Source organism: Micromonospora deserti (assembly GCF_003236335.1).
GTDB lineage: Bacteria > Actinomycetota > Actinomycetes > Mycobacteriales > Micromonosporaceae > Micromonospora > Micromonospora deserti.
Genome location: NZ_POUB01000102.1, coordinates 1 through 19,366, shown reverse-complemented (window position 1 = coordinate 19,366; position 19,366 = coordinate 1). Strand labels below are relative to the sequence as shown.

Here is a 19,366-nt window from a genome sequence, read left to right as displayed (position 1 = left end):
CCACCCCACCCCCGGCCGGGTGGCGACCGCCGGTGCACCTGCAGCCGGTGCCACCCCGGCGGCTTCCGCCGCAGGACATGGTCCGGTTGGACGCGGCCGAGCAGCGGGCGCAGCGGCTGACCTACGGCATCGGCGCGGTGGCCGGGGTGGTGCTGGTGATCCTGGTCTGCCTGCTCTGCTCGCGGCTGGTCTTCTGACCCGCCCCCGTGCTCGGGAACTCCTCCGGCCCGGGCCGGGTGCCGGCGTGGCCCGCCGGCCGTCGGTCAGAGCGTGTTGCCCCAGACCGCCTCGGCGCCCGAGTGCCCGGTGAGGTAGACGTAGACGAGGCTGGCCACCGCCAGCGCCAGCACCGCGACCGACAGCGCCGGGGTCACCCAGTACGGCAGCTTCGGCACCCGGGGGTGTCCGCTGGTCACCACGAGCAGCACCAGAGCCGCGATCCCGAGCGGCAGGGTGTAGCGAAACAGCAGGTCGCCGTACCGGGAGTGCTCGAAGATCTGCTCGACGATTGGACCCTGCAGGCCCCGGGCGACGAACACGTCGGTCAGCGCCTCGCCGGACTGGACCGCCACGAAGGCTGTCACCGGGCCCACCACGGCCAGGATCGCCACCGCCCAGTCCAGCCGGGACCGGAACCGCGGCAGCGCCACGTACGCGGCGGACAGCAGCGCCAGCAGCGGTACGAAGACCACCACCGCGTGCACCACCAGCGCGTGCGCCGGCAGACCCAGGATCTCCTTGAACATCGACACCTCCGGCAGAACGCGGTCGCGGGATGCCAGCGTACGATGCGCCGGTCGGACCGCCCAGGCTCTCATCGGGGCACACGCACCCCGCCCCGGTCCGGTTCACGCGTTTCGGCAGATCCGGCCTGTGGTCGTGACCACCCTGCGCCCCAGCTCGGTTGTCGGCCCCCGGTCCGCGTGCTGTCATTGGCAGATGTCCAGTGGCGAGGAGCTGCTCCGGTCGAAGGGCCTGCGGGTCACCCGACCGCGCCTCGCCGTGCTCGACGTGCTGGCCGCCGGCGGTCACCTCGAGGTGGACGAGATCACCCGCCGGGTACGCGAACGCCTCGACTCCGTCTCCACCCAGGCCGTCTACGACGTGCTGGGCGCGCTCTCCCGGGCCGGCCTGTCCCGCCGGATCGAGCCGGCCGGCAGTCCCGCCCGCTACGAGGCCCGGACCGGCGACAACCACCACCACGTGGTCTGCCGCGGCTGCGGCGAGATCGCCGACATCGACTGCGCGGTTGGCAGCGCCCCCTGCCTGGACCCGGACATCGACCACGGCTTCGAGGTCGACGAGGCGGAAGTGACCTTCTGGGGCCTCTGCCCGACCTGCCAGGCCCGCCGCACCGCCGACGACTGACGGCCCCCGCGCCGTCCCCGGGCGTGGCACCCTTGGTCGGGTGGACTCCGATGACCTCGGCCTGTTCGGACCGGGTTCGGTCACGTGGAAGGTGCACGAGGAGCCGATCCTGATCGTCGCCGGCCTGCGTTCGCTCTACCTGCAGGCGCTGCACCCCCGGGCGATGGCCGGAGTCGCGCAGAACAGCAACTACCGCTCCGACGCCTGGGGCCGCCTGGTCCGCACCGCCACCTATGTGGGGATCACCGTCTACGGCACCACCGCCGAGGCGGAGGCGGCCGGGCAGCGGCTGCGCCGGCTGCACGCCCGGATGCGGGCGGTCGACCCGTCCACCGGCGAGCGGTTCCGCATCGACGAGCCGGACCTCCTGCTCTGGGTGCACGTCACCGAGGTGGAGTCCTTCCTCGACACGGCACGCCGGGCCGGGCTGCCGTTGACCGCCGACGAGGTCGACGGCTACTACACCGAGCAGCGGCGCGCCGCCGCTCTGGTCGGCCTGGATCCGGCCGACGTGCCGGGCACCGCCGCCGAGGTGGCGGAGTACTACCGGCAGGTCCGCCCCCAGCTGCGGATGACCCGTCAGGCGGCCGAGACCGCGCTCTTCCTCACCGCCCCGCCGTTCCCGTGGAAGCTCGGCCTGCCCGCCCGGATCGGGCTCAACCTCGGGCCGCCCAGGTGGGCGTACCTCGGCATCGCCGGCACCGCGCTGGCGCTGCTGCCGGCCTGGGCCCGGCGGATGTACGGCGGCCTGGGCCTGCCGACCACGGCGCTCTCGGCCGACCTGACCGTACGGGCGCTCCGGCTGGCCCTCGCCGCGCTGCCCCGCCGCTGGCGGGAGGGGCCGTTGCAGCAGGCCGCGAAGGAACGCGCCGCCCGGCTCACCGGCACCCAGGATCGCCAGCCGAGCACCCACGGGCCCGCCCTGAGGCCGCAAGACCCCGAGCTGCCGCAACCCGGTTGACCCCGACGCCGGTCAGAGGGCTCAGTCCTGGACGGCGGGCGGCTCGGCGGGGCGGTCGACGGCCGCCCAGGGCTCCTTGCCCGGGGCCTGCGCCCCCGCCGGGCAGGTGCGCCGGTAGTCGCACCAGCCGCAGCGGGGGCCCGGCGTGGTCGGGAAGGCGTCGTCCGGGTCGGTGCCGTCGGCGACCGCCCGCTCGGCGGCCATGATGTCCCGCGCGGTGTCCTCGGCCCGGCTGACCTGCCGGGCCAGGGACTCGGCGGTGTGCTCGTGCGCGGCGACCGTGCCGCTGGGCAGGTGGTGCAGCTCGACCCGGCGGCACGGCCGGCGGAACACCCGCTCGGCGGCGTACGCGTAGAGGGCCAGCGCCTGCGAGCCGCGCGCGTCGTCGGCGTCCAGGCCGGTGCGGCCGGTCTTGTAGTCGACGATCACCAGCTCGGGGCCGGCCGGACCGGGACGCGAGTCGATCCGGTCGGCGCGGCCGTTGAACGCCAGCACCCCGGTCTTCACCGCGACCACCCGCTCCACACCGAGCGGGTCGACCCCCGGCTCCAGTGACTCGACGTAGGACTCGAGCCAGCCCAGCGCGCGGCGGTAGGCGGAGCGCTCCTGCTCGTCGTCCCGGTAGCCGTCCCGGACCCAGGTGCCCTTGAGCAGCGTGGCGAGCGCCTCCGGGCGGCGACGGTCGGGGGGCAGGGCGTACCAGTTCTTCAACGCCGTGTGCACGCTGGCGCCGAGGGAGTTGTGCGCCCAAGGCGGGCCCTTCGCTGGGGCGGGGCGGTCGACGTAGGAGTAGCGGTAGCGCCGCGGGCAGTCCGCGTACGCGCCGAGTTTGCTGGGGGTGCAGACGAAGAGCCGCTCCGGCATGCCCTCGAAGCCGAGCTGCTCGGGCTGCCCGTCGCGAGGGCGGGGGGCCCGCCCGCCGGCGGCGGAGGGTCGTCCGGCTGAAGAGGGGCGTCGCACCCCTGCGATCCTGCCATCCGACCCCGACAAACCCGGCGAGCGGTCAGCCCATGTTGACGTACTGGGTCACGAACGCGGCCACCGCGTCGGCGATGAGCTGCACCGCGATCGCGGCCAGCAGCAGGCCGGCGATCCGGGTCAGCACCTCGATCCCGCCCGGTCGCAGGACCTTGACGATCCCGCCGGAGAACCGGAGCACCACCCAGACCGCGAGCATCACCGCCACGATCGCGGCGGCGATCGCCGTGTAGTCGGGTAGGCCGTCGGCCTGCTGGACGAAGAGCATGGTCGCCACGATGGCGCCGGGGCCGGCGAGCAGCGGCGTGCCCAGTGGCACCAGCGCGATGTTCGAGGTGGTCTGCTGACTCGGGTCGTCGGCCTTACCGGTGAGCAGCTCCAACGCCACCAGTACGAGCAGCAGCCCGCCGGCGGCCTGGAGCGCCGGCAGGTCCACGTGCAGGTAGTCCAGCAGGGTCTGCCCGGCCACCGCGAAGATCACGATCACGCCGAGCGCCAGCGCGACGGCCTGCCAGGCCGCCCGGTTCCGGTCCCTGGCCGACAGCGGACCGGTCAGCGCGAGGAAGATGGGCATCATGCCGGGCGGGTCGACGATCACCAGAAGGGTCACGAAGACCTCGCCGAAGAGCTTGCCATCCACGTGATCAAGGTAGCCGCATGCCGGGAGATGGCAACGTGGATCAGCCGGAAGCGACCTCGATCACCCCGGCCGCCTCGGCGACGATCCGCTCGTACGACTCCTGGGCGGTGGTGAACGCGCCCAGCTGGACGGTCTTGTGCGTGCCGTGGAAATCCGACGAGCCGGTCACCAGCAGGCCGAGGTCGGCGGCCAGGGCGTGCACGTGCGCCCGCTCGGCCGGCGAGTGGTCCTCGTGGTCGGCCTCCAGCCCGGCGAGACCCACCGCCGCCAGCTCGGCGATCAGCTCGTCCGGCACGGTCCGCCCGCGCCGGGTGGCGCGCGGGTGGGCGAAGACGGGCACGCCGCCGGCCGCGCGGACCAGCCGGACCGCGTGGAAGACGTCGATGTCCTCCTTGGGCAGCCGGTAGCGCTCGCCGAGCCAGTCCGGGCCGAACGCCTCGGTCGTGGTCGCCACCAGCCCGGCCCGGATCAGCGCCTGCGCGATGTGCGGCCGGCCCACCGTCCCGCCGCCCGCCCCGGCCAGGATCTCCGGCCAGTTCACCTCGATCCCGTCGGCCCGCAGCAGCGCCACGATCCGCTCGCCCCGCTCCTCCCGGGCGGCGCGTACCCGGGCCAGCTCGGCGACGAGCTCCGGATGGTCCGGATCGAAGAGGTACGCCAGCAGGTGCAGCGGCACCGGCGGCTGCGCGCCGAACCACCGGCAGGAGAGTTCCGCGCCGCGGACCAGGCGGAGCCCGGTGGGCAGCGCCCGCACCGCCGGCGCCCAGCCGGCGGTGGTGTCGTGGTCGGTGATCGCCAGCACGTCCAGCCCGGCCGCCGCGGCCGCGCGCACCAACCCGGCGGGGCTGAGCGTGCCGTCGCTGGCGGTGGAGTGGGTGTGCAGGTCGATGCGCGGCCGGGCGTTCACCGCCCAGACGCTACCGGCAGCCGCGGGACACCGGCGGGGCGGAAGCCGCAGGGGCACCTGCGGGGTGAGCCGCGGCGGCCGGCGGGTGATCAGAAGTCGGCGCCGGTGACCGGCAGTGGGCTCTCCCCGGGACGCAGGCCGCTCACCCGGGTCGGCACCGCCGACTCGCCACCGAGTACCCGGTCGACCTCGACACGCACCAGTCGGCCGTCGGCGTCGGCGTGGATCGCGCACCCATGCGGTGTCCAGGCCACCACCCCGCGCACCGGCGGGCCGGCCGGTCGGGCCGCCGCCGCGGAGCCGAGCCGGTCCAGGTCGACCAGGAGCGCCGAGTCCCTGCCGTCCGTCCGCCCGTTGACCAGCAGCCAGCGCCCATCGAGCGACACCGCGCCGTACCCGTCGGCGCTCAGGGCCGGGCCGCAGCCCGTCCGCACCTGGGCGAGGCCCCGGGCCGGGTCGAGCAGAGCCAGGCAGGCCCGGCGCGGCGTGCCGGCGGAGACCTGGCCGACCAGCAGGCCGTCCTGGCGGGTGCCGTAAAGGTGCAGGCTCGCCTGGTCGGTGCCCGTCTCCAGCGGCCCCGCCGCCGGCCGCCACAGCGCGTGCCCGGGCCGGTCTGGGTCGAGGCGCACCAGCACGGCGTCGCCGACGAAGCCGGCGGGAGCCGCGGCGGCCGGCGCCGGCGTGCGGACGGTCGCCACGAGCTGGGTGCCGACGATTCCCGCCGCCACCAGCTCCGCCCCCTCCCGCCAGGCCACCTGGCGCCCGTCCGGGGTGAGGGCGATCTCCTCCGCCCCGGCCAGCAGCACGCTGACCGAACCGTCGGGCAGCACCAGCCAGAGCGAGCGGCCGGCGGCCGTCGGCGCGCCGCTTACCAACCAGCCGCCGCCTTCGGGGAGTCGCTGGGCGCGCTCCGCCGGGCCGACGCCGGCGAGGGTCAGCCGCCGGCCGTCGCTGGTGGCGAGCACGTCGCCCAGGAGCAGGTCGACCTCGGCCCGGCCCGCGCCGAGGTCGGGGGCAACCGGGACGGCCGCCGACGGCGCCGGGGGCGGGCTGGCCAGTGCGGAGGCGTACGGGTCGCCGAGCACGACGGTGGGCTGCCGGGGCCCGCCGTGCCCCTGCCCGAGCTGGACCATCCCGGCGCTGACGGCGACCGTGGCCACCGCCGCCAGGGCCACCCCGGTCAGGGTGCGTCGACGGCGGATCCGGTCGGCCTGCCGGATGGCCAGCCCGGCCAGGTCGGCGGCGAGCGGACGCGGCACGGCGACCTGGCGGGCGAGGCTCTCCCGCACCGCCTGCTCCAGCTCGTCCGGCGTCACGCCCAATGGACGCGCCGGGCCACCGGTCCGGTTGTCAGGACGGGTCGGGAAGCCGCTCACCGGCACTCCCCTGCGGCGGTGCCGGCCGGCACGGCGGTGGACCGGGCCGGGCGGGCGGCGACCACGCCGGTCGATGGTCCGACGGGGACCGGCGTCTGCGCCGGCGGTCCGACGCCGGCCGGCGCCGCCGTACCGGCTACTCGCGGCTCACCGGGCGCGGGGGCGGCCGGCCTGGCGGTACGGGTGGCGCCCGGCCCGGCCGGCTCGGCGGGCAGGTCGGCGGCCGCCTCGGCGCCCATCCGGCGGCGCAGGGTGGCCAGGGCACGGGAGGTCTGGCTCTTCACGGTGCCGGGCGAGATGTCGAGCAGGGCCGCGGTCTGCGCCTCCGACAGGTCCTCGTAGAAGCGCAGCACCAGCACCGCGCGTTGCCGGCTGGGCAGTGCGCTGAGGTGCCGCCAGAGCAGGTCCCGGTCGAGCTGCTGCTCGATCTCGTCGATCCCGGCCCGCTCCGGCAGCACCTCCGTGGGGCGCTCACCGTGCCAGCGGCGGCGCCACCAGCTGGTGGAGGTGTTCACCATGACCCGGCGGGCGTACGGCTCGATCGCCTCGATCCCGCCAAGCCGCTTCCAGGCCAGGTACGTCTTGGTCAGCGCGGTCTGCAGCAGGTCCTCGGCGGTGGCCCAGTCCCCGGTGAGCAGGTACGCGGTGCGCAGCAGGGCACTGGAGCGGGCCGCGACGAAATCGCGGAACTCGTCCTCCAGCGGGTCCGTGCTCGCCACCGCTCACCTCCGCTCCCCGTCCTGCCTGGCAGGCTGCCACGGTGAGGCGGGCCGGGTCGACGGCAAATGGTGCGCAGTTTCTCCGATGTTCGGACGAAAAGTTTCACGCCCCGTCGTCGGCCCTGGCCTCGTCGGCCTCCTTGCCCAGCCGCGCCTCGACCGCCTGCGGCTCGTACATCTCTTCGACGACGCGCAGGTAGAGCTCGTTGGGGTTGGGCAGGTTCTTGATCTCGCGGAGCGCCTGCTCCTGACCGGCGGACTCCAGCACGAAGGTGCCGTAGTTGAGCGCCCGGCCGGCCGGGGTCTGCTCGTACTTCATGTCGGTGACCCGGACCAGGGGCATCATCGCGACCTGCCGGGTGATGATGCCGTTGACGACCATCACCCGCTTGTTGGTCAGGATGAAGCGGTCGTACCACCAGTCGGCGACCCGCCAGGCCACCCACCCCATCACCGCGAACCAGAGCAGGACGGCGATCGTGGTGAGCGCCCCGACGTCCTGCCCGGCGAGAAAGCCGGAGAGGTAGCCGAGCACGAACGTCGCCGCGATGCCGACGATGATCGGGGTGGAGAGGTGGATCCAGTGCCGCTTCCACTCGCCCCGGTAGCGCTCGGTGGGGAAGAGGTAGCGGGCGACCAGCGAGCTGGGCTCGTCCTCCAGCGGCAGTACCCGCCGGGGCGTGTTGCCGGCCGCGTCGGCCCGCAGGCCGGCCAGCTCCTCCTCGGAGATCTGCGGCGGCTGGTAGCCGGCCTCGGGGTCGCGGATCCAGGCGCGGCCGGAACGGCCCTCGCCGGCGTAACCGGGGCCGTCGCCCAGACCGGCGTCGTCCGAAAGGGAGGGGCCGTCGGAGAAGCCGGGACCGGAGCCGTAGCCGGGACCGTCGTCGGGCCCGATCCGCGGGATCGGCTCGGTGTCGCGCTCCCGGCGCTCCCGGTCTGGGTCGTCGGGATCGAAGGGCGGGCCGGAGGGGTTTCCCATCGGCGGCTACGCCACGAGGCTGGTGAAGAAGTCGCCGAAGCCCTGTGCGATGTCCATGATGCCGCCACCCAGCGACTTGAACACATCCGCCGCGGAGTTCGGCCGGTAGGCGACGAAGAAGATCAAGAACGCGATTCCGGCCCAGGTGAGGACCTTCTTGACCATGGCGGGCCATCCTCTCGCGCGGCGCCGGGTCCCATTACCGCAGCGGTACCCAGAGTATCAGCGTGCTGTCGTACAGTGAATATCTGCTGCGCCCGTTCTCCGGCATTCCGGGGCGGCATGTCAAGCCTTCCCGTGCAGGTACGGAGATGGTGCGCCGTACACGAGTTCGGGCGGAGTCCACTCGGTCAGGTCGTGCAGCACGACATCCTCCGCGAGCAGGTGACCCGCACTCGCCGGCCAGGCTATCGCATGCAGCCACATTCCCCGAGCCTCGCCGGCGTACGCGCTTCTATCCATGGGCGAATTCACGAGCCACAGTGGAGTCGGGTGGCCGGCGACCTTGATCCGGGCCTGCCCGACGTGCCCGGGGTGCCCCGGGCCGGGATCGGTCAGCGCCTCGGCGAGCTGCGGTCCGGGGTCGGGGCCGGTCATGCCGGCGAACCGGGTGCCCAGCCCGACGCCCGGCTCCTCGGCCACGAAGACCAGGTCGGCCGGGCCGCCACCGAACGGCGCCGGCCCCGCGCAGGCCACCGCGGTGGCGCGGACCCCGGTGCGGTCGTCCCCGGCGTACGCCACGCCGGTCATCGTCCAGCCGGGCGGCAGCGGCCAGGGGCACCAGAGCGGCACCACCGGCCGGCGCGGCGGGGCCGCGGCGGCGGTGACCCGGTCGACGACACTGGCCACGATCTCCGCCCCGATGTGTTCCGGGACGTGCAGCGGGGGAACCGGCCCGCAGTCCAGGCAGCGCGACTCGGAGTGCATCAGGTCCGGCGGCCGCACCGGGCCACCGCACCTCGGACAACTCACCGCGACGCTCACCACCTCACGGTCACCCCGCTCCGGCGCGCCGTCAAGCGGAGCGCCGGTTTCCGTGCGCCAGCCGGTGGACGTGATCCGGCGGATCATCGCGGGCGCCCGGGTACGCGCCGGTCAGTCGGGGGGCGGCCCGGCGTGCGCCCGGATCCAGGCGTGCATGGCGATCCCGCTGGCCACCCCGGCGTTGATCGAACGGGTGGAGCCGTACTGGGCGATGGAGAAGAGCTGGTCGCAGGCGGCGCGGGCCGGGTCGGAGAGCCCCGGCCCCTCCTGACCGAAGAGCAGGACGCAGCGTCGCGGCAGCGTGGTCGTCTCCAGCGGTCGCGAGCCGGGCAGGTTGTCGATGCCGACCACGGGCAGCCGCCGGTCGGCCGCCCACGCGACGAACTCGTCGATGGTCTCGTGGTGCCGCACGTGCTGGTAGCGGTCGGTCACCATGGCACCCCGGCGGTTCCACCGGCGGCGGCCGACGATGTGCACCTCGGCGGCGAGGAAGGCATTGGCGTTGCGGACCACCGTGCCGATGTTGAAGTCGTGCTGCCAGTTCTCGATCGCCACGTGGAAGTCGTGCCGGCGGCGGTCCAGGTCGGCCACCACCGCCTCGCGCCGCCAGTAACGGTAGCGGTCGACCACGTTGCGCCGGTCGCCCTCGGCGAGCAGTTCCGGGTCGTACCGCGGGTCGTCCGGCGGGTCCCCGGGCCAGGGTCCCACGCCGACGTCGAGCTGCTCACCGGTCACGGTGACGCAGGGTACCCGCGCTCACCCCCGCGCCCGGCCAAGGCATACGAGGGGCCGGTCGCGCACCGGTGACGCGGCCCCGGGGACCGGGTCAACCAAGCCCCAGCGCGCCGCCGAGCCGGTCCAGAAACCGGCGGTCGACGGGGGCCGGCGGCAGCTCCGCGCCCCCGGCCGGCGCGGCCCGGCAGACCCGGGCGGCGACCGACTGCACCCACTGCCGGTATGCCGCCGAGTCGGCGGGGTCGGCCCGCCGGCCCAGCACCCGGACCGCGGCCCGGCAGGCGGCGAGCAGGTCCACCAGGTCGGTCAGCCGATCGGCCGGCGGGGGCGTGCCGTCGTGCCGGGCGTAGATGGCGGCGACCACGGCACGGACCAGGTCACTGTCGAAGGCCCGGCCCGCCGCCACGGCGTCCAGGCCGGCCAGGCCGGCGGCGACCCCGCGGCGGGGCCGACCGGGGCCGGGGGCTGCGGCGGCCACGATGACCTGGCCGGGCAGGCTGGTCAGCAGATCCCACTCGGCGGCGGAGTAGACGGCGGTGGTCGACGGTGCGGCGCGGCGGCCGGTAGAGGGCGGCTCTCCGGCGACGGAGTGGCTCATGGGGACCTCCGGCGCCAGCATATGCCCCGGATCGGGAAAAGGGCCCCTTCCACCCGGATCCGCCGGGAAGGGGCCCTGCCGCCGGGGCGTACGCCCGGGGTCAGCGCGGCTCGGGGAAGCTCGGCCGCTCCGGGTCGACTCCCTCGGGCACTGCGGTGGCCGCGTACTCCCGCTTGGGGACCATCACCTTGCGGCGGAAGACGCAGACCAGGGTGCCGTCCTGGTTGTAGCCCCGGGTCTCCACCGCGACCACCCCCCGGTCCGGCTTGGAGGACGACTCCCGCTTGTCCAGCACCGTGGTCTCGCCGTAGATGGTGTCGCCGTGGAAGGTCGGTGCCACGTGCCGCAGCGACTCGATCTCCAGGTTGGCGATGGCCTTGCCGCTGACGTCCGGCACCGACATGCCGAGGAGCAGGGAGTAGATGTAGTTGCCGACCACGACGTTGCGCTTGAACTGGCTCGCCGTCTCGGCGTAGTGCGCGTCCATGTGCAGCGGGTGGTGGTTCATGGTGAGCAGGCAGAAGAGGTGGTCGTCGTACTCGGTGACGGTCTTGCCCGGCCAGTGCCGGTAGACCGCGCCGACCTCGAACTCCTCGTAGTAGCGGCCGAACTGCATCCTTGTCCCCTTCGACGGGCGGCGATGGAGTTCGGCACAGCATGCCTTATCGAGGGTTAAGGCGACTGGCGGGGCGCGGGCGGTGGGGAAATCTCACACCCGGCCCGACCCGACCGCAGACGCAATGAGCGGCGGGGCCCTCCCCGGCACCCGCCGCCCACGCTCTGATGGTCAAGATTCTGCCGTACGCCCGTCCGGTGGGACAGAGACGAAGGTCACATTTATCTTTTTGTAACATTACCCAGAGTAATCATGACGGGAGGTTGAAGCGATCTTTAGACGCCGGATTGCTCCTTGTCAAGCGCCAAGTTACCGATTCGTATTCCTCGATCGTGCCGATCTCTATGGAATCGCTCCCATTACCGCTCGTTACGCAAATGCTACTTGCACTTGCGTCCCGCACTCCCGAGCGTGACAGATGTCCGTCGATGAGCCGGGAAACATCAGGTAGCCGTCGGACGACGTTTCGTGCCGCCCGGGGCGGGAATTCGACGGGGTACGGCCTGGTTCAACCAGACGTAGCTATTCAGCGGTGATCGGAGAGACTCCCATGGCAACCGTAGAGCTGACCACGGCAAACTTCGACGAGGTGACCAGCCGCGACGGCGTGGTGCTGGTCGACTTCTGGGCCGAGTGGTGCGGCCCGTGCAAGCGGTTCGCCCCGGTCTACGAGCGCTCCTCGGAGAAGCACCCCGACATCGTCTTCGGCAAGGTCGACACCGAGGCGCAGCAGGCGCTGGGGGCCAAGTTCGACATCCGCTCGATCCCGACCATCATGGCGATCCGCGACGGTGTGATCGTCTTCGCCCAGCCGGGCGCCCTGCCCGAGTCGGCCCTGGAGAACCTGATTGAGCAGGTCCAGGCCCTCGACATGGACGACGTCCGCAAGAAGCTGGCCGAGCACAAGCACTGAGCCGACCAGGCTCGTCGACGACGGCCGGGCTCCCTTCGGGGGCCCGGCCGTCGTGGTGTCCGTGACGATCACCGACAGCGACACGGGCAGGCAGGAGTGACCATCGGACCGATCCGGCGGGGCGGTACGTCCCGTATCGTCACGAGCCGATGGAGACCTTGACCACCCGGGGGCGCGCGGCCCGCGTCGTCGCCACCGCACTCGGCCTGGCTCTGCTGCTGGCTGGCACCGTGTGGGGCACCGACGACCACTTCCCGTTCGGGCCGTTCCGGATGTACTCGACCTCGAACCCGCCGAACTCCCCCGCGCCGGACACCCGCGTGGAGGGCGTGGACAGCACCGGCGCGGTGATCGACCTCGGCCAGGACGCCACCGGCATCCGGCGGGCCGAGATCGAGGGCCAGCAGGACCGGTACTCCGCCGAGCCCGCCCTGCTCGCGGAGGTGGCCGACGCGTACGCCGAACGCCACCCGGGCGCCCCGGCGCTGGTCGAGGTACGCATCGTGGTCCGCTGGCACGGCATCCGGGACGGGCGTCCCACCGGTCGGTGGACGGACGAGACCGTGGTGCGCTGGGAGGCGAGCCGGTGACCGGCTGGCTGACCGAGGCGGTACCGCGCGGCCGGATCGCCGCCTTCCGCACGCTGGTCTATCTCTTCGTCGCCGCCGACCTGGTCTTCTTCACCCCGTGGGTACGCACCCGGGTCTCCGTGCCGGGCGAGCTCTACCAGCCGCTGCTGGTCGGCCGGGTGCTGCCGCTGCCCACCCCGACACCGGCCCTGGTGGCGGTGATCTTCTGGGCCCTGCTGCCGCTCGCGCTGCTCGCCGCGACCGGACGGGCGCCCCGACTGCTCGGCTGGGCGGTCTTCGCGCTGTACTTCGAGTGGATGATCGTCGCGATGAGCTACGGCAAGGTCGACCACGACCGCTTCGGCCTGCTCGTCGCACTCGCCGTGCTGCCCGCCGCCGGTCGCGCCCGGCACGGCGATCCGACCCGCAGCGAAGCCGCCGGGTGGGCACTGCGGGTCACCCAGATCGCCGTCATCTGCACGTACTTCCTGGCCGCCTGGGCGAAGTTGCGCTTCGGCGGGCTGGACTGGCTGACCGGCTCGGTGCTGGCTCGGGCGGTCATCCGGCGCGGCACCGAGCTGGCCGACCTGATCGCCGGCGTGCCGTACCTGCTGATCGCGGCGCAGTTCGGCATCGTCGCGTTCGAGCTGCTCAGCCCGGCGATCTTCCTGCTACGGGAGCGCTGGCGGCTGCAGGCGATCGGCTTCTTCTACTCGTTCCACCTGGTCACCATGGCAACCATCACCATCTCGTTCGCCCCGCACCTGGTGGCGATGACCAGCTTCCTGCCGCTGGAACGGGTCCGCCCGGTCGTCTGGGCCCGCCGGCTGGTCGGCAACCGGCGCGGCCGGGACGGTGGCGGGACGGCCGGCGCCCGGGCCGTCGCGGCCGACGCGCCTCCACTCGGCGGCCCGGCACCCGCCGTCGGCCCGGCCCGAGGCTGACCGCACGGTGCGGTGCCGGCGCGTCGGGCCCGGCCGCCGACATCCCGGGTGGCGCTCAGGTGCCCGGCGTGGGGCGGCCCGCGGGGCCGTAGAGGCGCTCCCGCGCCTCCTGCGGCAGCGCGCACGCGGCCGTGCCACCAGGGAGCCGGTGCCGGTTGCGGGCCACCCAGCGGTACGCCGGCCAGGCGGCGGCGCGTACCGGCGGGAACCGGAGGCCGGCGGCGGCGACCCGCCACCGCGGCCCGCTGTCAGCGAGCAGCCGGGCGATCGCGTCCGGGCCGGCGGCACGGCTGCCGTCCGCGCCCACCCATTGCACCGCCTGCTCACACTCACCCTCGGTCAGGCCGAGCGCGGCCAGGTCGGCGAACTGCCAGGGCACCACCCGGGCATCGGTGGGGATTCGCCGGTCGATGAACTCGGCGCACCGGGTGCAGAACGCGCAGTCCCCGTCGTAGACGAACGTCGACCTCTCCATGCCCCCATCCTCCACCTGTCGCTGGGCGGCCGGACGTCGAGGTGACCGGGAACACGGGGGGTTGCTTGCACATCTATCGCACACATGTTCGAATAGTGGCCATGCGCTGGGACAACCTCTCCGCTCCCCCGGATGAGGGGGTCCCCGACCGGGCAGCGCCAGCGACGCCACCCCTGCCGCTGGCGCTGCCCGGTGCCGTCACCCGCACCTTCGACACTCCCGGCTTCGCCGGGATGACGTTCCACGAGGTGCGGGCAAAGTCGATCATCAACCGGGTGCCCGGCGCCGCCCGCGTCCCCTTCGAGTGGACGATCAACCCCTACCGGGGCTGCTCCCATGCGTGCGTGTACTGCGTCGCCGGTGACACTCCCATCCTGATGGCGGACGGGCGCACGAGGCCGATCAGCGAGCTTGAGCCAGGCGACCGGATCTACGGCACGCAGCGCCGGGGTGGCCACCGGCGCTACGTCGTCACCACCGTGCTGGCCACGTGGTCCACCGTGAAGCCCGCGTACCGGGTGACCCTGGAGGACGGCACCACGCTCGTCGGCAGCGGCGACCACCGCTTCCTCTCCGACCAGGGCTGGCGGTACGTCTCACCCGACGCTGGCCGGCGCCGGCCTCTGCGGTGCGGCGAACGCCTCATCGGCACCGGCCGGTTCCACGAGGGACACAAGGGGTCCGCCGACTACCGCCGCGGCTATCTCCGCGCGATGGCGCCCGGGGGCGAGCGCGCCGACCCTTCGGTCGCTACCGACGCCAGCGACGATCGGGCGGGGCCGTCGGCTGTTCCCAGCGATGACTGGCTCCTCGGCCTCCTGGCCGGGGTCTTCGACGCGGCGGGCACCTGCAGCAGCGACGCCCTGCGGATCACCGTCGACGACGACGGCCTCCGCCGGGTCACGACGGCGCTCGACCACTTCGGTTTCACCTTCGTCCGGGAAGACCACAATCTTCCCGGCCGCCCCCGGCAGCTCCGGCTCACCGGCGGGCTGCGCGAGCGACTGCGGTTCCTGCACCTGACCGAGCCGACGCGCCGGCGTGGCCGGCTGATCGAGGGTGTCCCGGTGCCGCGTACGGCCGCGCCGCGGGTCACCGCCGTCGAGCCACTCGGCCTGGAGCTGCCGATGTGGGACATCACCACCGGCACCGGAGACTTCATCGCCGACGGCGTGGTGAGCCACAACTGCTTCGCCCGCAACACCCACACCTACCTCGACCTCGACGCGGGGGCGGACTTCGACCGGCAGGTAATCGTCAAGGTAAACGCCGGCGAGTTGGTCCGGCGGGAGCTGGCCGCGCCGCGCTGGCGGGGCGCGCACATCGCGATGGGCACCAACGTCGACTGCTACCAGCGGGCCGAAGGGCGCTACCAGCTCATGCCGCAGATCATCGCGGCGCTGCGCGACTTCGCCAACCCGTTCTCGATCCTCACCAAGGGCACGCTGATCCTGCGTGACCTGCCGCTGTTGCGCCAGGCCGCCGGGGTGACCCGGGTCGGCGTCTCGTACTCGGTGGGATTCGTCGACGAGCGGCTGTGGCGGGCGGTGGAGCCGGGCACGCCGAGCCCGCGGCGCCGGCTGGGCGCCGTCCGGGCACTGACCGACGCCGGGTTCCCGGTGGGCGTGCTGATGGCACCGATCCTGCCCGGGCTCAGCGACAGCGACGAGTCGATCGACGCCACCGTGTCGGCGATCGCCGCCGCCGGGGCGGTCAGCGTGACCCCGATGGCGCTGCACCTGCGCCCCGGCGCCCGGGAGTGGTACGCCCGCTGGCTCGGCCGGGAGTTCCCGCACCTGGTCCCCCGCTATCGCGAGCTCTACCGCTCCGGGGCGTACGCCCCGCAGTCCTACCAGCGGGAGCTCACCGCCCGGGTACGGATCGCGGCCCGCCGGCACGGGCTGCACCGCGCCGAGCGCGGCGACAACCGCCGGCTACCCGAGCCGGGGCCTCCGCCTCCGGCCACTGAACAGCTCAGCCTGCTCTGAGCCCGACGGCCCGGGGGTGCGGTCCGCCGGCGTCGGCTCCCTGGCGGGTTTCCGGGCCGGGCGGGGTTACAGTCGGCGGGTGCGCTCCGCTCAGCAGATCCTCGCCGACTCCGCCGTGATCGCCGTCGTGGGCGCGTCCCGCGACCCACGCAAGGCCGCGCACGGCGTGCCGTTGCAGATACAGCGGTACGGCTGGCGGATCATCCCGGTCAACCCGACCGCCGACGAGCTCTTCGGTGAGCGGGTCTACCGCTCGCTGGCCGAGATCCCGCACCCGGTCGACCTGGTCGACGTGTTCCGCCCCGCCGAGGACGCGGCCGAGGTGGTCCGCGAGGCGGTGGCGATCGGCGCCCCGGCCGTCTGGTTGCAACTCGGCATCGTCTCGCCCGAGGCGCGGCGGATCGCCACCGAGGCGGGCATCGACTACGTCGAGGATCGCTGCCTCATCGTCGAGCGCGCCGCCGCCGGCCTCACCCGGCTCCCCTGACCTGGCCGCGACCGGGTCTGGAGCCGGCACTCGCCGCGCTGGCGACAGGGCACGCCGGGCGGCGCCACTGACCGGCACCACCGCCCGGCGCTGCGGACCGTGCCGTCAGAGCTTGTACTCCTTGAGCAGGCCGCGGGAGATGATGGTCTTCTGGATCTCCGAGGTGCCCTCGCCGATGAGCAGGAACGGGGCCTCCCGCATCAGCCGCTCGATCTCGTACTCCTTGGAGTAGCCGTAGCCGCCGTGGATGCGGAACGCCTCCTGCACCACCTCGGCGCAGTACTCGGAGGCGAGCAGCTTGGCCATGCCGGCCTCGACGTCGTTGCGCTGGCCGGCGTCCTTGAGCCGGGCGGCGTTGACCATGAGGGCGTGGGCTGCCTCGATCTTCGTGCCCATCTCGGCGAGCTTGAACGCGATGGCCTGGTGCCTGGCGAGCGGCTGGCCGAAGGTCCGTCGCTGCTGGGCGTACGCGACGGCCAACTCGAAGGCCCGGATCGAGATGCCGCAGGCGCGGGCGGCCACGTTGACCCGGCCGACCTCGATACCGTCCATCATCTGGTAGAAGCCGCGGCCGAGCTTGTCGGCCCCGCCGAGGATGGCGGTCTCGGGGACGGTGACGCCGTCGAGGACCATCTCGGTGGTCTCGACCCCCTTGTAGCCCATCTTGTCGATCTTGCCTGGGATGGTGAGGCCGGGTGCCGTCTCGCCGAAGCCGGGCTCCTTCTCCAGCAGGAAGGTGCTCATGTTGCCGTAGACCGAGTCGGCGCCGGTGTCGGTCTTGACCAGGGTCGCCACCACCGACGAGTACGCCCCGTTGGTCAGCCACATCTTCTGGCCGTTGAGCACGTAGTTGTCGCCGTCTCGGACCGCCTTCGACTTGATCGCCGAGACGTCGGAGCCACACTCCGGCTCGGACATCGAGAACGCGCCGCGCACCTCACCGGTGGCCATCTTCGGCAGCAGCCGGGACTTCTGCTCGGCCGAGCCGTGCTGGGAGATCAGGTACGCCACGATGAAGTGCGTGTTGACGATGCCGGAGATGGACATCCAGCCCCGGGAGAGCTCCTCGACCACCAGGGCGTAGGTCAGCAGTGACTCGCCGAGCCCGCCGTACTCCTCGGCGATGGTGAGACCGAAGAGGCCCATCTCGCGCATCCCGTCGAGGATGTCGGCCGGGTACTCGTCGGCGTGTTCCAGCCGCTGGGCGTGCGGGATGATCTCCTTGTCCGCGAACTCCCGCACGGTTTCCAGGATCGACCGCTGCACGTCGGTCAGGCCGGGCGTCTGGGCGAGTCGGGCCATCTCAGCCTCCGGGGGATCGGCGCATTACTCATGGGTAACTGAACGCTGGGTCAGTATCGGCCCCACAGCGGTCGCGGCCAAGGTGACCAGTCCATACAACCGCTGTGAAAAGGTTCACCGCTGCGGGTAGCGTCCGGCAAGAGGGACGTGATCCGCCGGCAGGAGGAGGAGACCGTGAGCCAGCCACCGCCGCCGGGCCCGCCGGATCCGGACCGGCCACCCTCGCCCTGGGAGCAGCCCGCCGCCGGTCCCGAGCCGCCGGGGCCCGGGCAGCCGCCGCAGTACGGTCAGCCGCCGTCGTACGGGCCGCCGCCGGGCGAGTCGCCGCACGGCCAGCATGAGGGGCAGCAGCCGCCGCACGGTCAGCACTGGGGGCAGCAGCCGCCGTACGCCCCGCAGGTGCCCTACGGGCAGTACGGCCCGCCGGCCGGCCCCGGCCGGGGCGGCACCAACGTGCTGGCCATCCTCTCGCTGGTCCTGGCGTTCGTCTTCGCCCCGGCCGGCATCGTGCTCGGCCACCTGGCGAAACGGCAGATCCGCACCACCGGCGAGGAGGGCGACCAGCTCGCCACCTGGGGGCTGATCCTCAGCTACGTCTTCACCGGGCTCGGGCTGCTGGCCTGCTGCGGCTGGCTGGTCGTGGTGGCGGTCGCCGGCGACGGCGGCGGCACCACCTACTGACCCCGACGTCGCCCCGTCACCGGAACTGCGCCTCCCGGACGCTGTTACCGCCGTCCACCACCAGCATCTGCCCGGTGATGTACGACGCCGCCGGGGAACAGAGGAAGGTGATCGCCGCCGCCACCTCGTCGGGCGTGCCGGGCCGGCCGACCGGCGTGCCCAGGCCCTGCTTGATCTCGGCCATCGTGGATGCGGCGGTGTGGATGGTGCCCGGCGCCACCGCGTTCACGGTCACCCCGTCGGCGATCATCTCCATCGCCAACGCCCGGGTCAGCCCGACGACACCCGCCTTGGCCGCGGCGTACGCCGCCTCGGTGGGCAGGGCGTTCACCGGCCCGGCGGTGGCCGCGAGGTTGACGATCCGACCCCAGCCCCGCTCGGCCATCCCGCCGATGAACGCCCGGCTGCACAGGAAGGCGGTGGTGAGGTTCCGGTCGATCTCGCCCCGCCACTCGTCATAGCTGAGCTGGGCCACCGGGCGCAACACCTCCGGACTGGCCCGGCTGGCCAGCCCGGCGTTGTTGACCAGCACCTCGACGTCGCCGAGCTGCTCGGCGACCGCGTCAGCCAGCGCGCCGACCTCGGACTCGTCGGTGAGGTCCGCGACGAAGCCGGTCACCCCCAGCTCACTGGCGCGCTCGTGGATACGCCGGGTGGTGGAGACGATGGCGACCCGGGCACCGAGATCGGTCAGCCGCCGCGCCGTCGCGTACCCGATCCCGTCGGGACTGCCCGCCCCGGTGACCAGGGCGACCTTCCCGTCGAGCCGCATGGTCACCGGCTCCGGCAGCGGCGCCGGCTCGTCCTGGCCGGTGGCCGCGGGCGCGGGCGCGACCCGGCCCCGCCGGGACAGGCCAGGACGACTGGCGTCCCGTCTCGGTCGGCTGCCGGAACGGTCCGCGGTCCGCGCGTCAATCGCCATGCCAGGATCCTGCCCGCTTGCCCGGGCGTGGGCAACGCGGCACCCGGTGGGGGAGGTCACCGGTTTGCCGGCGGCTGGCTACCCTGACGGCGCACCCGCACCCAACGGAGATGACGAATGACATATCCCCCGCCGTCCGGCGGCTGGAGCGACCCGGCGCGCTCAGGCCAGCAGTCCGGCCCACCGGCCGACCCGACCCTCCCGATGAGCGGTCCGACCATCCC

General features: G+C 73.4%; 23 protein-coding genes and 1 pseudogene. 9 read left to right on the top strand and 15 right to left on the bottom strand.

The window, feature by feature from the left end:
- Positions 1-197 (top strand): annotated as a pseudogene (locus tag C1I99_RS16155) (hypothetical protein); the annotation flags it as partial.
- Positions 198-263: 66 nt separating this feature from the next.
- Here C1I99_RS16155 and C1I99_RS16150 read toward each other — a convergent pair.
- Positions 264-746 carry a DUF2231 domain-containing protein gene (locus C1I99_RS16150; protein WP_111135043.1) on the bottom strand — a complete coding sequence of 161 codons (483 nt, stop codon included), beginning with the start codon at positions 744-746 and terminating at the stop codon, positions 264-266.
- 193 nt (positions 747-939) lie between these two features.
- Here C1I99_RS16150 and C1I99_RS16145 point away from each other — a divergent pair, with 193 nt between their 5' ends.
- Both C1I99_RS16145 and C1I99_RS16140 read left to right on the top strand, forming a co-directional pair.
- On the top strand, positions 940-1,368 hold the full coding sequence (locus C1I99_RS16145) for a Fur family transcriptional regulator (protein ID WP_111135042.1): 429 nt from the start codon (positions 940-942) through the stop codon (positions 1,366-1,368).
- Between the two features lie 40 nt (positions 1,369-1,408).
- Positions 1,409-2,329, top strand: coding sequence for an oxygenase MpaB family protein (locus C1I99_RS16140; RefSeq protein WP_111135041.1), 921 nt, complete (start codon positions 1,409-1,411; stop codon positions 2,327-2,329).
- A 21-nt stretch (positions 2,330-2,350) separates the two neighbouring features.
- Here C1I99_RS16140 and C1I99_RS16135 read toward each other — a convergent pair whose 3' ends face one another.
- The 11 genes from C1I99_RS16135 to C1I99_RS16090 form a co-directional block, all read right to left on the bottom strand.
- Positions 2,351-3,193, bottom strand: coding sequence for a RecB family exonuclease (locus tag C1I99_RS16135; RefSeq protein WP_438941415.1), 843 nt, complete (start codon positions 3,191-3,193; stop codon positions 2,351-2,353).
- A 139-nt stretch (positions 3,194-3,332) separates the two neighbouring features.
- On the bottom strand, positions 3,333-3,947 hold the full coding sequence (locus C1I99_RS16130) for a MarC family protein (protein WP_111135039.1): 615 nt from the start codon (positions 3,945-3,947) through the stop codon (positions 3,333-3,335).
- Positions 3,948-3,987: 40 nt separating this feature from the next.
- Positions 3,988-4,854 carry a PHP domain-containing protein gene (locus tag C1I99_RS16125; RefSeq protein WP_111135038.1) on the bottom strand — a complete coding sequence of 289 codons (867 nt, stop codon included), beginning with the start codon at positions 4,852-4,854 and terminating at the stop codon, positions 3,988-3,990.
- 89 nt (positions 4,855-4,943) lie between these two features.
- Positions 4,944-6,230, bottom strand: coding sequence for a hypothetical protein (locus C1I99_RS16120; protein WP_111135048.1), 1,287 nt, complete (start codon positions 6,228-6,230; stop codon positions 4,944-4,946).
- Entirely contained in the window at positions 6,227-6,949 is a 723-nt protein-coding gene (locus C1I99_RS16115; protein ID WP_111135037.1) for a SigE family RNA polymerase sigma factor, read from the bottom strand. Before C1I99_RS16115 ends, C1I99_RS16120 begins: the two co-directional genes overlap by 4 nt.
- Before the next feature lie 103 nt (positions 6,950-7,052).
- Positions 7,053-7,928 carry a PH domain-containing protein gene (locus C1I99_RS16110; RefSeq protein WP_111135036.1) on the bottom strand — a complete coding sequence of 292 codons (876 nt, stop codon included), beginning with the start codon at positions 7,926-7,928 and terminating at the stop codon, positions 7,053-7,055.
- Positions 7,929-7,934: 6 nt separating this feature from the next.
- Entirely contained in the window at positions 7,935-8,093 is a 159-nt protein-coding gene (locus C1I99_RS33345) for a hypothetical protein (RefSeq protein ID WP_007455302.1), read from the bottom strand.
- Positions 8,094-8,213: 120 nt separating this feature from the next.
- Entirely contained in the window at positions 8,214-8,900 is a 687-nt protein-coding gene (locus C1I99_RS16105; protein ID WP_325049211.1) for a DUF6758 family protein, read from the bottom strand.
- 123 nt (positions 8,901-9,023) lie between these two features.
- The gene (locus C1I99_RS16100; protein ID WP_111135035.1) at positions 9,024-9,647 is read right to left on the bottom strand and encodes a TrmH family RNA methyltransferase; all 624 of its coding nucleotides are present in this window, start codon (positions 9,645-9,647) and stop codon (positions 9,024-9,026) included.
- Positions 9,648-9,738: 91 nt separating this feature from the next.
- Positions 9,739-10,245, bottom strand: coding sequence for a hypothetical protein (locus C1I99_RS16095; RefSeq protein WP_111135046.1), 507 nt, complete (start codon positions 10,243-10,245; stop codon positions 9,739-9,741).
- Positions 10,246-10,345: 100 nt separating this feature from the next.
- Positions 10,346-10,861 (bottom strand): MaoC family dehydratase, encoded by a 516-nt coding sequence (locus tag C1I99_RS16090; protein WP_111135034.1) that lies wholly within the window; start codon positions 10,859-10,861, stop codon positions 10,346-10,348.
- 550 nt (positions 10,862-11,411) lie between these two features.
- Here C1I99_RS16090 and trxA point away from each other — a divergent pair.
- The 3 genes from trxA (at position 11,412) to C1I99_RS16075 (ending at position 13,287) form a co-directional block, all read left to right on the top strand.
- Positions 11,412-11,774, top strand: coding sequence for a thioredoxin (trxA, locus tag C1I99_RS16085; protein WP_111135033.1), 363 nt, complete (start codon positions 11,412-11,414; stop codon positions 11,772-11,774).
- A 149-nt stretch (positions 11,775-11,923) separates the two neighbouring features.
- Positions 11,924-12,364 carry a hypothetical protein gene (locus C1I99_RS16080; RefSeq protein WP_111135032.1) on the top strand — a complete coding sequence of 147 codons (441 nt, stop codon included), beginning with the start codon at positions 11,924-11,926 and terminating at the stop codon, positions 12,362-12,364.
- A complete protein-coding gene (locus C1I99_RS16075; RefSeq protein ID WP_111135031.1) occupies positions 12,361-13,287 on the top strand; it encodes an HTTM domain-containing protein in 927 nt (308 codons plus the stop codon). The genes C1I99_RS16080 and C1I99_RS16075 overlap by 4 nt, the downstream gene beginning before the upstream one ends.
- A gap of 55 nt (positions 13,288-13,342) precedes the next feature.
- Here C1I99_RS16075 and C1I99_RS16070 read toward each other — a convergent pair whose 3' ends face one another.
- Positions 13,343-13,762 carry a thiol-disulfide oxidoreductase DCC family protein gene (locus tag C1I99_RS16070; protein ID WP_111135030.1) on the bottom strand — a complete coding sequence of 140 codons (420 nt, stop codon included), beginning with the start codon at positions 13,760-13,762 and terminating at the stop codon, positions 13,343-13,345.
- A 101-nt stretch (positions 13,763-13,863) separates the two neighbouring features.
- Here C1I99_RS16070 and C1I99_RS16065 point away from each other — a divergent pair, with 101 nt between their 5' ends.
- Together C1I99_RS16065 and C1I99_RS16060 are read left to right on the top strand one after the other, a co-directional pair.
- The gene (locus C1I99_RS16065; RefSeq protein ID WP_111135029.1) at positions 13,864-15,750 is read left to right on the top strand and encodes an intein-containing Rv2578c family radical SAM protein; all 1,887 of its coding nucleotides are present in this window, start codon (positions 13,864-13,866) and stop codon (positions 15,748-15,750) included.
- 79 nt (positions 15,751-15,829) lie between these two features.
- Complete coding sequence (locus tag C1I99_RS16060; RefSeq protein WP_111135045.1) at positions 15,830-16,237, top strand: CoA-binding protein; 408 nt, start codon at positions 15,830-15,832, stop codon at positions 16,235-16,237.
- A 105-nt stretch (positions 16,238-16,342) separates the two neighbouring features.
- Here C1I99_RS16060 and C1I99_RS16055 read toward each other — a convergent pair whose 3' ends face one another.
- On the bottom strand, positions 16,343-17,539 hold the full coding sequence (locus tag C1I99_RS16055; RefSeq protein WP_111135028.1) for an acyl-CoA dehydrogenase family protein: 1,197 nt from the start codon (positions 17,537-17,539) through the stop codon (positions 16,343-16,345).
- Between the two features lie 174 nt (positions 17,540-17,713).
- On the opposite strand from C1I99_RS16055, the gene C1I99_RS16050 reads away from it, so the two are divergent.
- Entirely contained in the window at positions 17,714-18,220 is a 507-nt protein-coding gene (locus tag C1I99_RS16050; RefSeq protein ID WP_111135044.1) for a DUF4190 domain-containing protein, read from the top strand.
- A 16-nt stretch (positions 18,221-18,236) separates the two neighbouring features.
- Here C1I99_RS16050 and C1I99_RS16045 read toward each other — a convergent pair whose 3' ends face one another.
- Positions 18,237-19,142, bottom strand: a complete 906-nt coding sequence (locus C1I99_RS16045) for an SDR family NAD(P)-dependent oxidoreductase (RefSeq protein WP_111135027.1) — start codon at positions 19,140-19,142, stop codon at positions 18,237-18,239.
- Positions 19,143-19,366 lie beyond the last annotated feature (224 nt).

Excerpts from the sequence above, each read along its gene's own strand:
- C1I99_RS16150 (WP_111135043.1), bottom strand. The coding sequence starts at position 746 with ATGTTCAAGGAGATCCTGGGTCTGCCGGCGCACGCGCTGGTGGTGCAC.
- C1I99_RS16145 (WP_111135042.1), top strand. The coding sequence starts at position 940 with ATGTCCAGTGGCGAGGAGCTGCTCCGGTCGAAGGGCCTGCGGGTCACC.
- C1I99_RS16135 (WP_438941415.1), bottom strand. The coding sequence starts at position 3,193 with ATGCCGGAGCGGCTCTTCGTCTGCACCCCCAGCAAACTCGGCGCGTAC.
- C1I99_RS16110 (WP_111135036.1), bottom strand. The coding sequence starts at position 7,928 with ATGGGAAACCCCTCCGGCCCGCCCTTCGATCCCGACGACCCAGACCGG.
- C1I99_RS33345 (WP_007455302.1), bottom strand. The coding sequence starts at position 8,093 with ATGGTCAAGAAGGTCCTCACCTGGGCCGGAATCGCGTTCTTGATCTTC.
- C1I99_RS16095 (WP_111135046.1), bottom strand. The coding sequence starts at position 10,245 with ATGAGCCACTCCGTCGCCGGAGAGCCGCCCTCTACCGGCCGCCGCGCC.
- C1I99_RS16090 (WP_111135034.1), bottom strand. The coding sequence starts at position 10,861 with ATGCAGTTCGGCCGCTACTACGAGGAGTTCGAGGTCGGCGCGGTCTAC.
- trxA (WP_111135033.1), top strand. The coding sequence starts at position 11,412 with ATGGCAACCGTAGAGCTGACCACGGCAAACTTCGACGAGGTGACCAGC.
- C1I99_RS16080 (WP_111135032.1), top strand. The coding sequence starts at position 11,924 with ATGGAGACCTTGACCACCCGGGGGCGCGCGGCCCGCGTCGTCGCCACC.
- C1I99_RS16070 (WP_111135030.1), bottom strand. The coding sequence starts at position 13,762 with ATGGAGAGGTCGACGTTCGTCTACGACGGGGACTGCGCGTTCTGCACC.
- C1I99_RS16065 (WP_111135029.1), top strand. The coding sequence starts at position 13,864 with ATGCGCTGGGACAACCTCTCCGCTCCCCCGGATGAGGGGGTCCCCGAC.
- C1I99_RS16055 (WP_111135028.1), bottom strand. The coding sequence starts at position 17,539 with ATGGCCCGACTCGCCCAGACGCCCGGCCTGACCGACGTGCAGCGGTCG.
- C1I99_RS16045 (WP_111135027.1), bottom strand. The coding sequence starts at position 19,142 with ATGGCGATTGACGCGCGGACCGCGGACCGTTCCGGCAGCCGACCGAGA.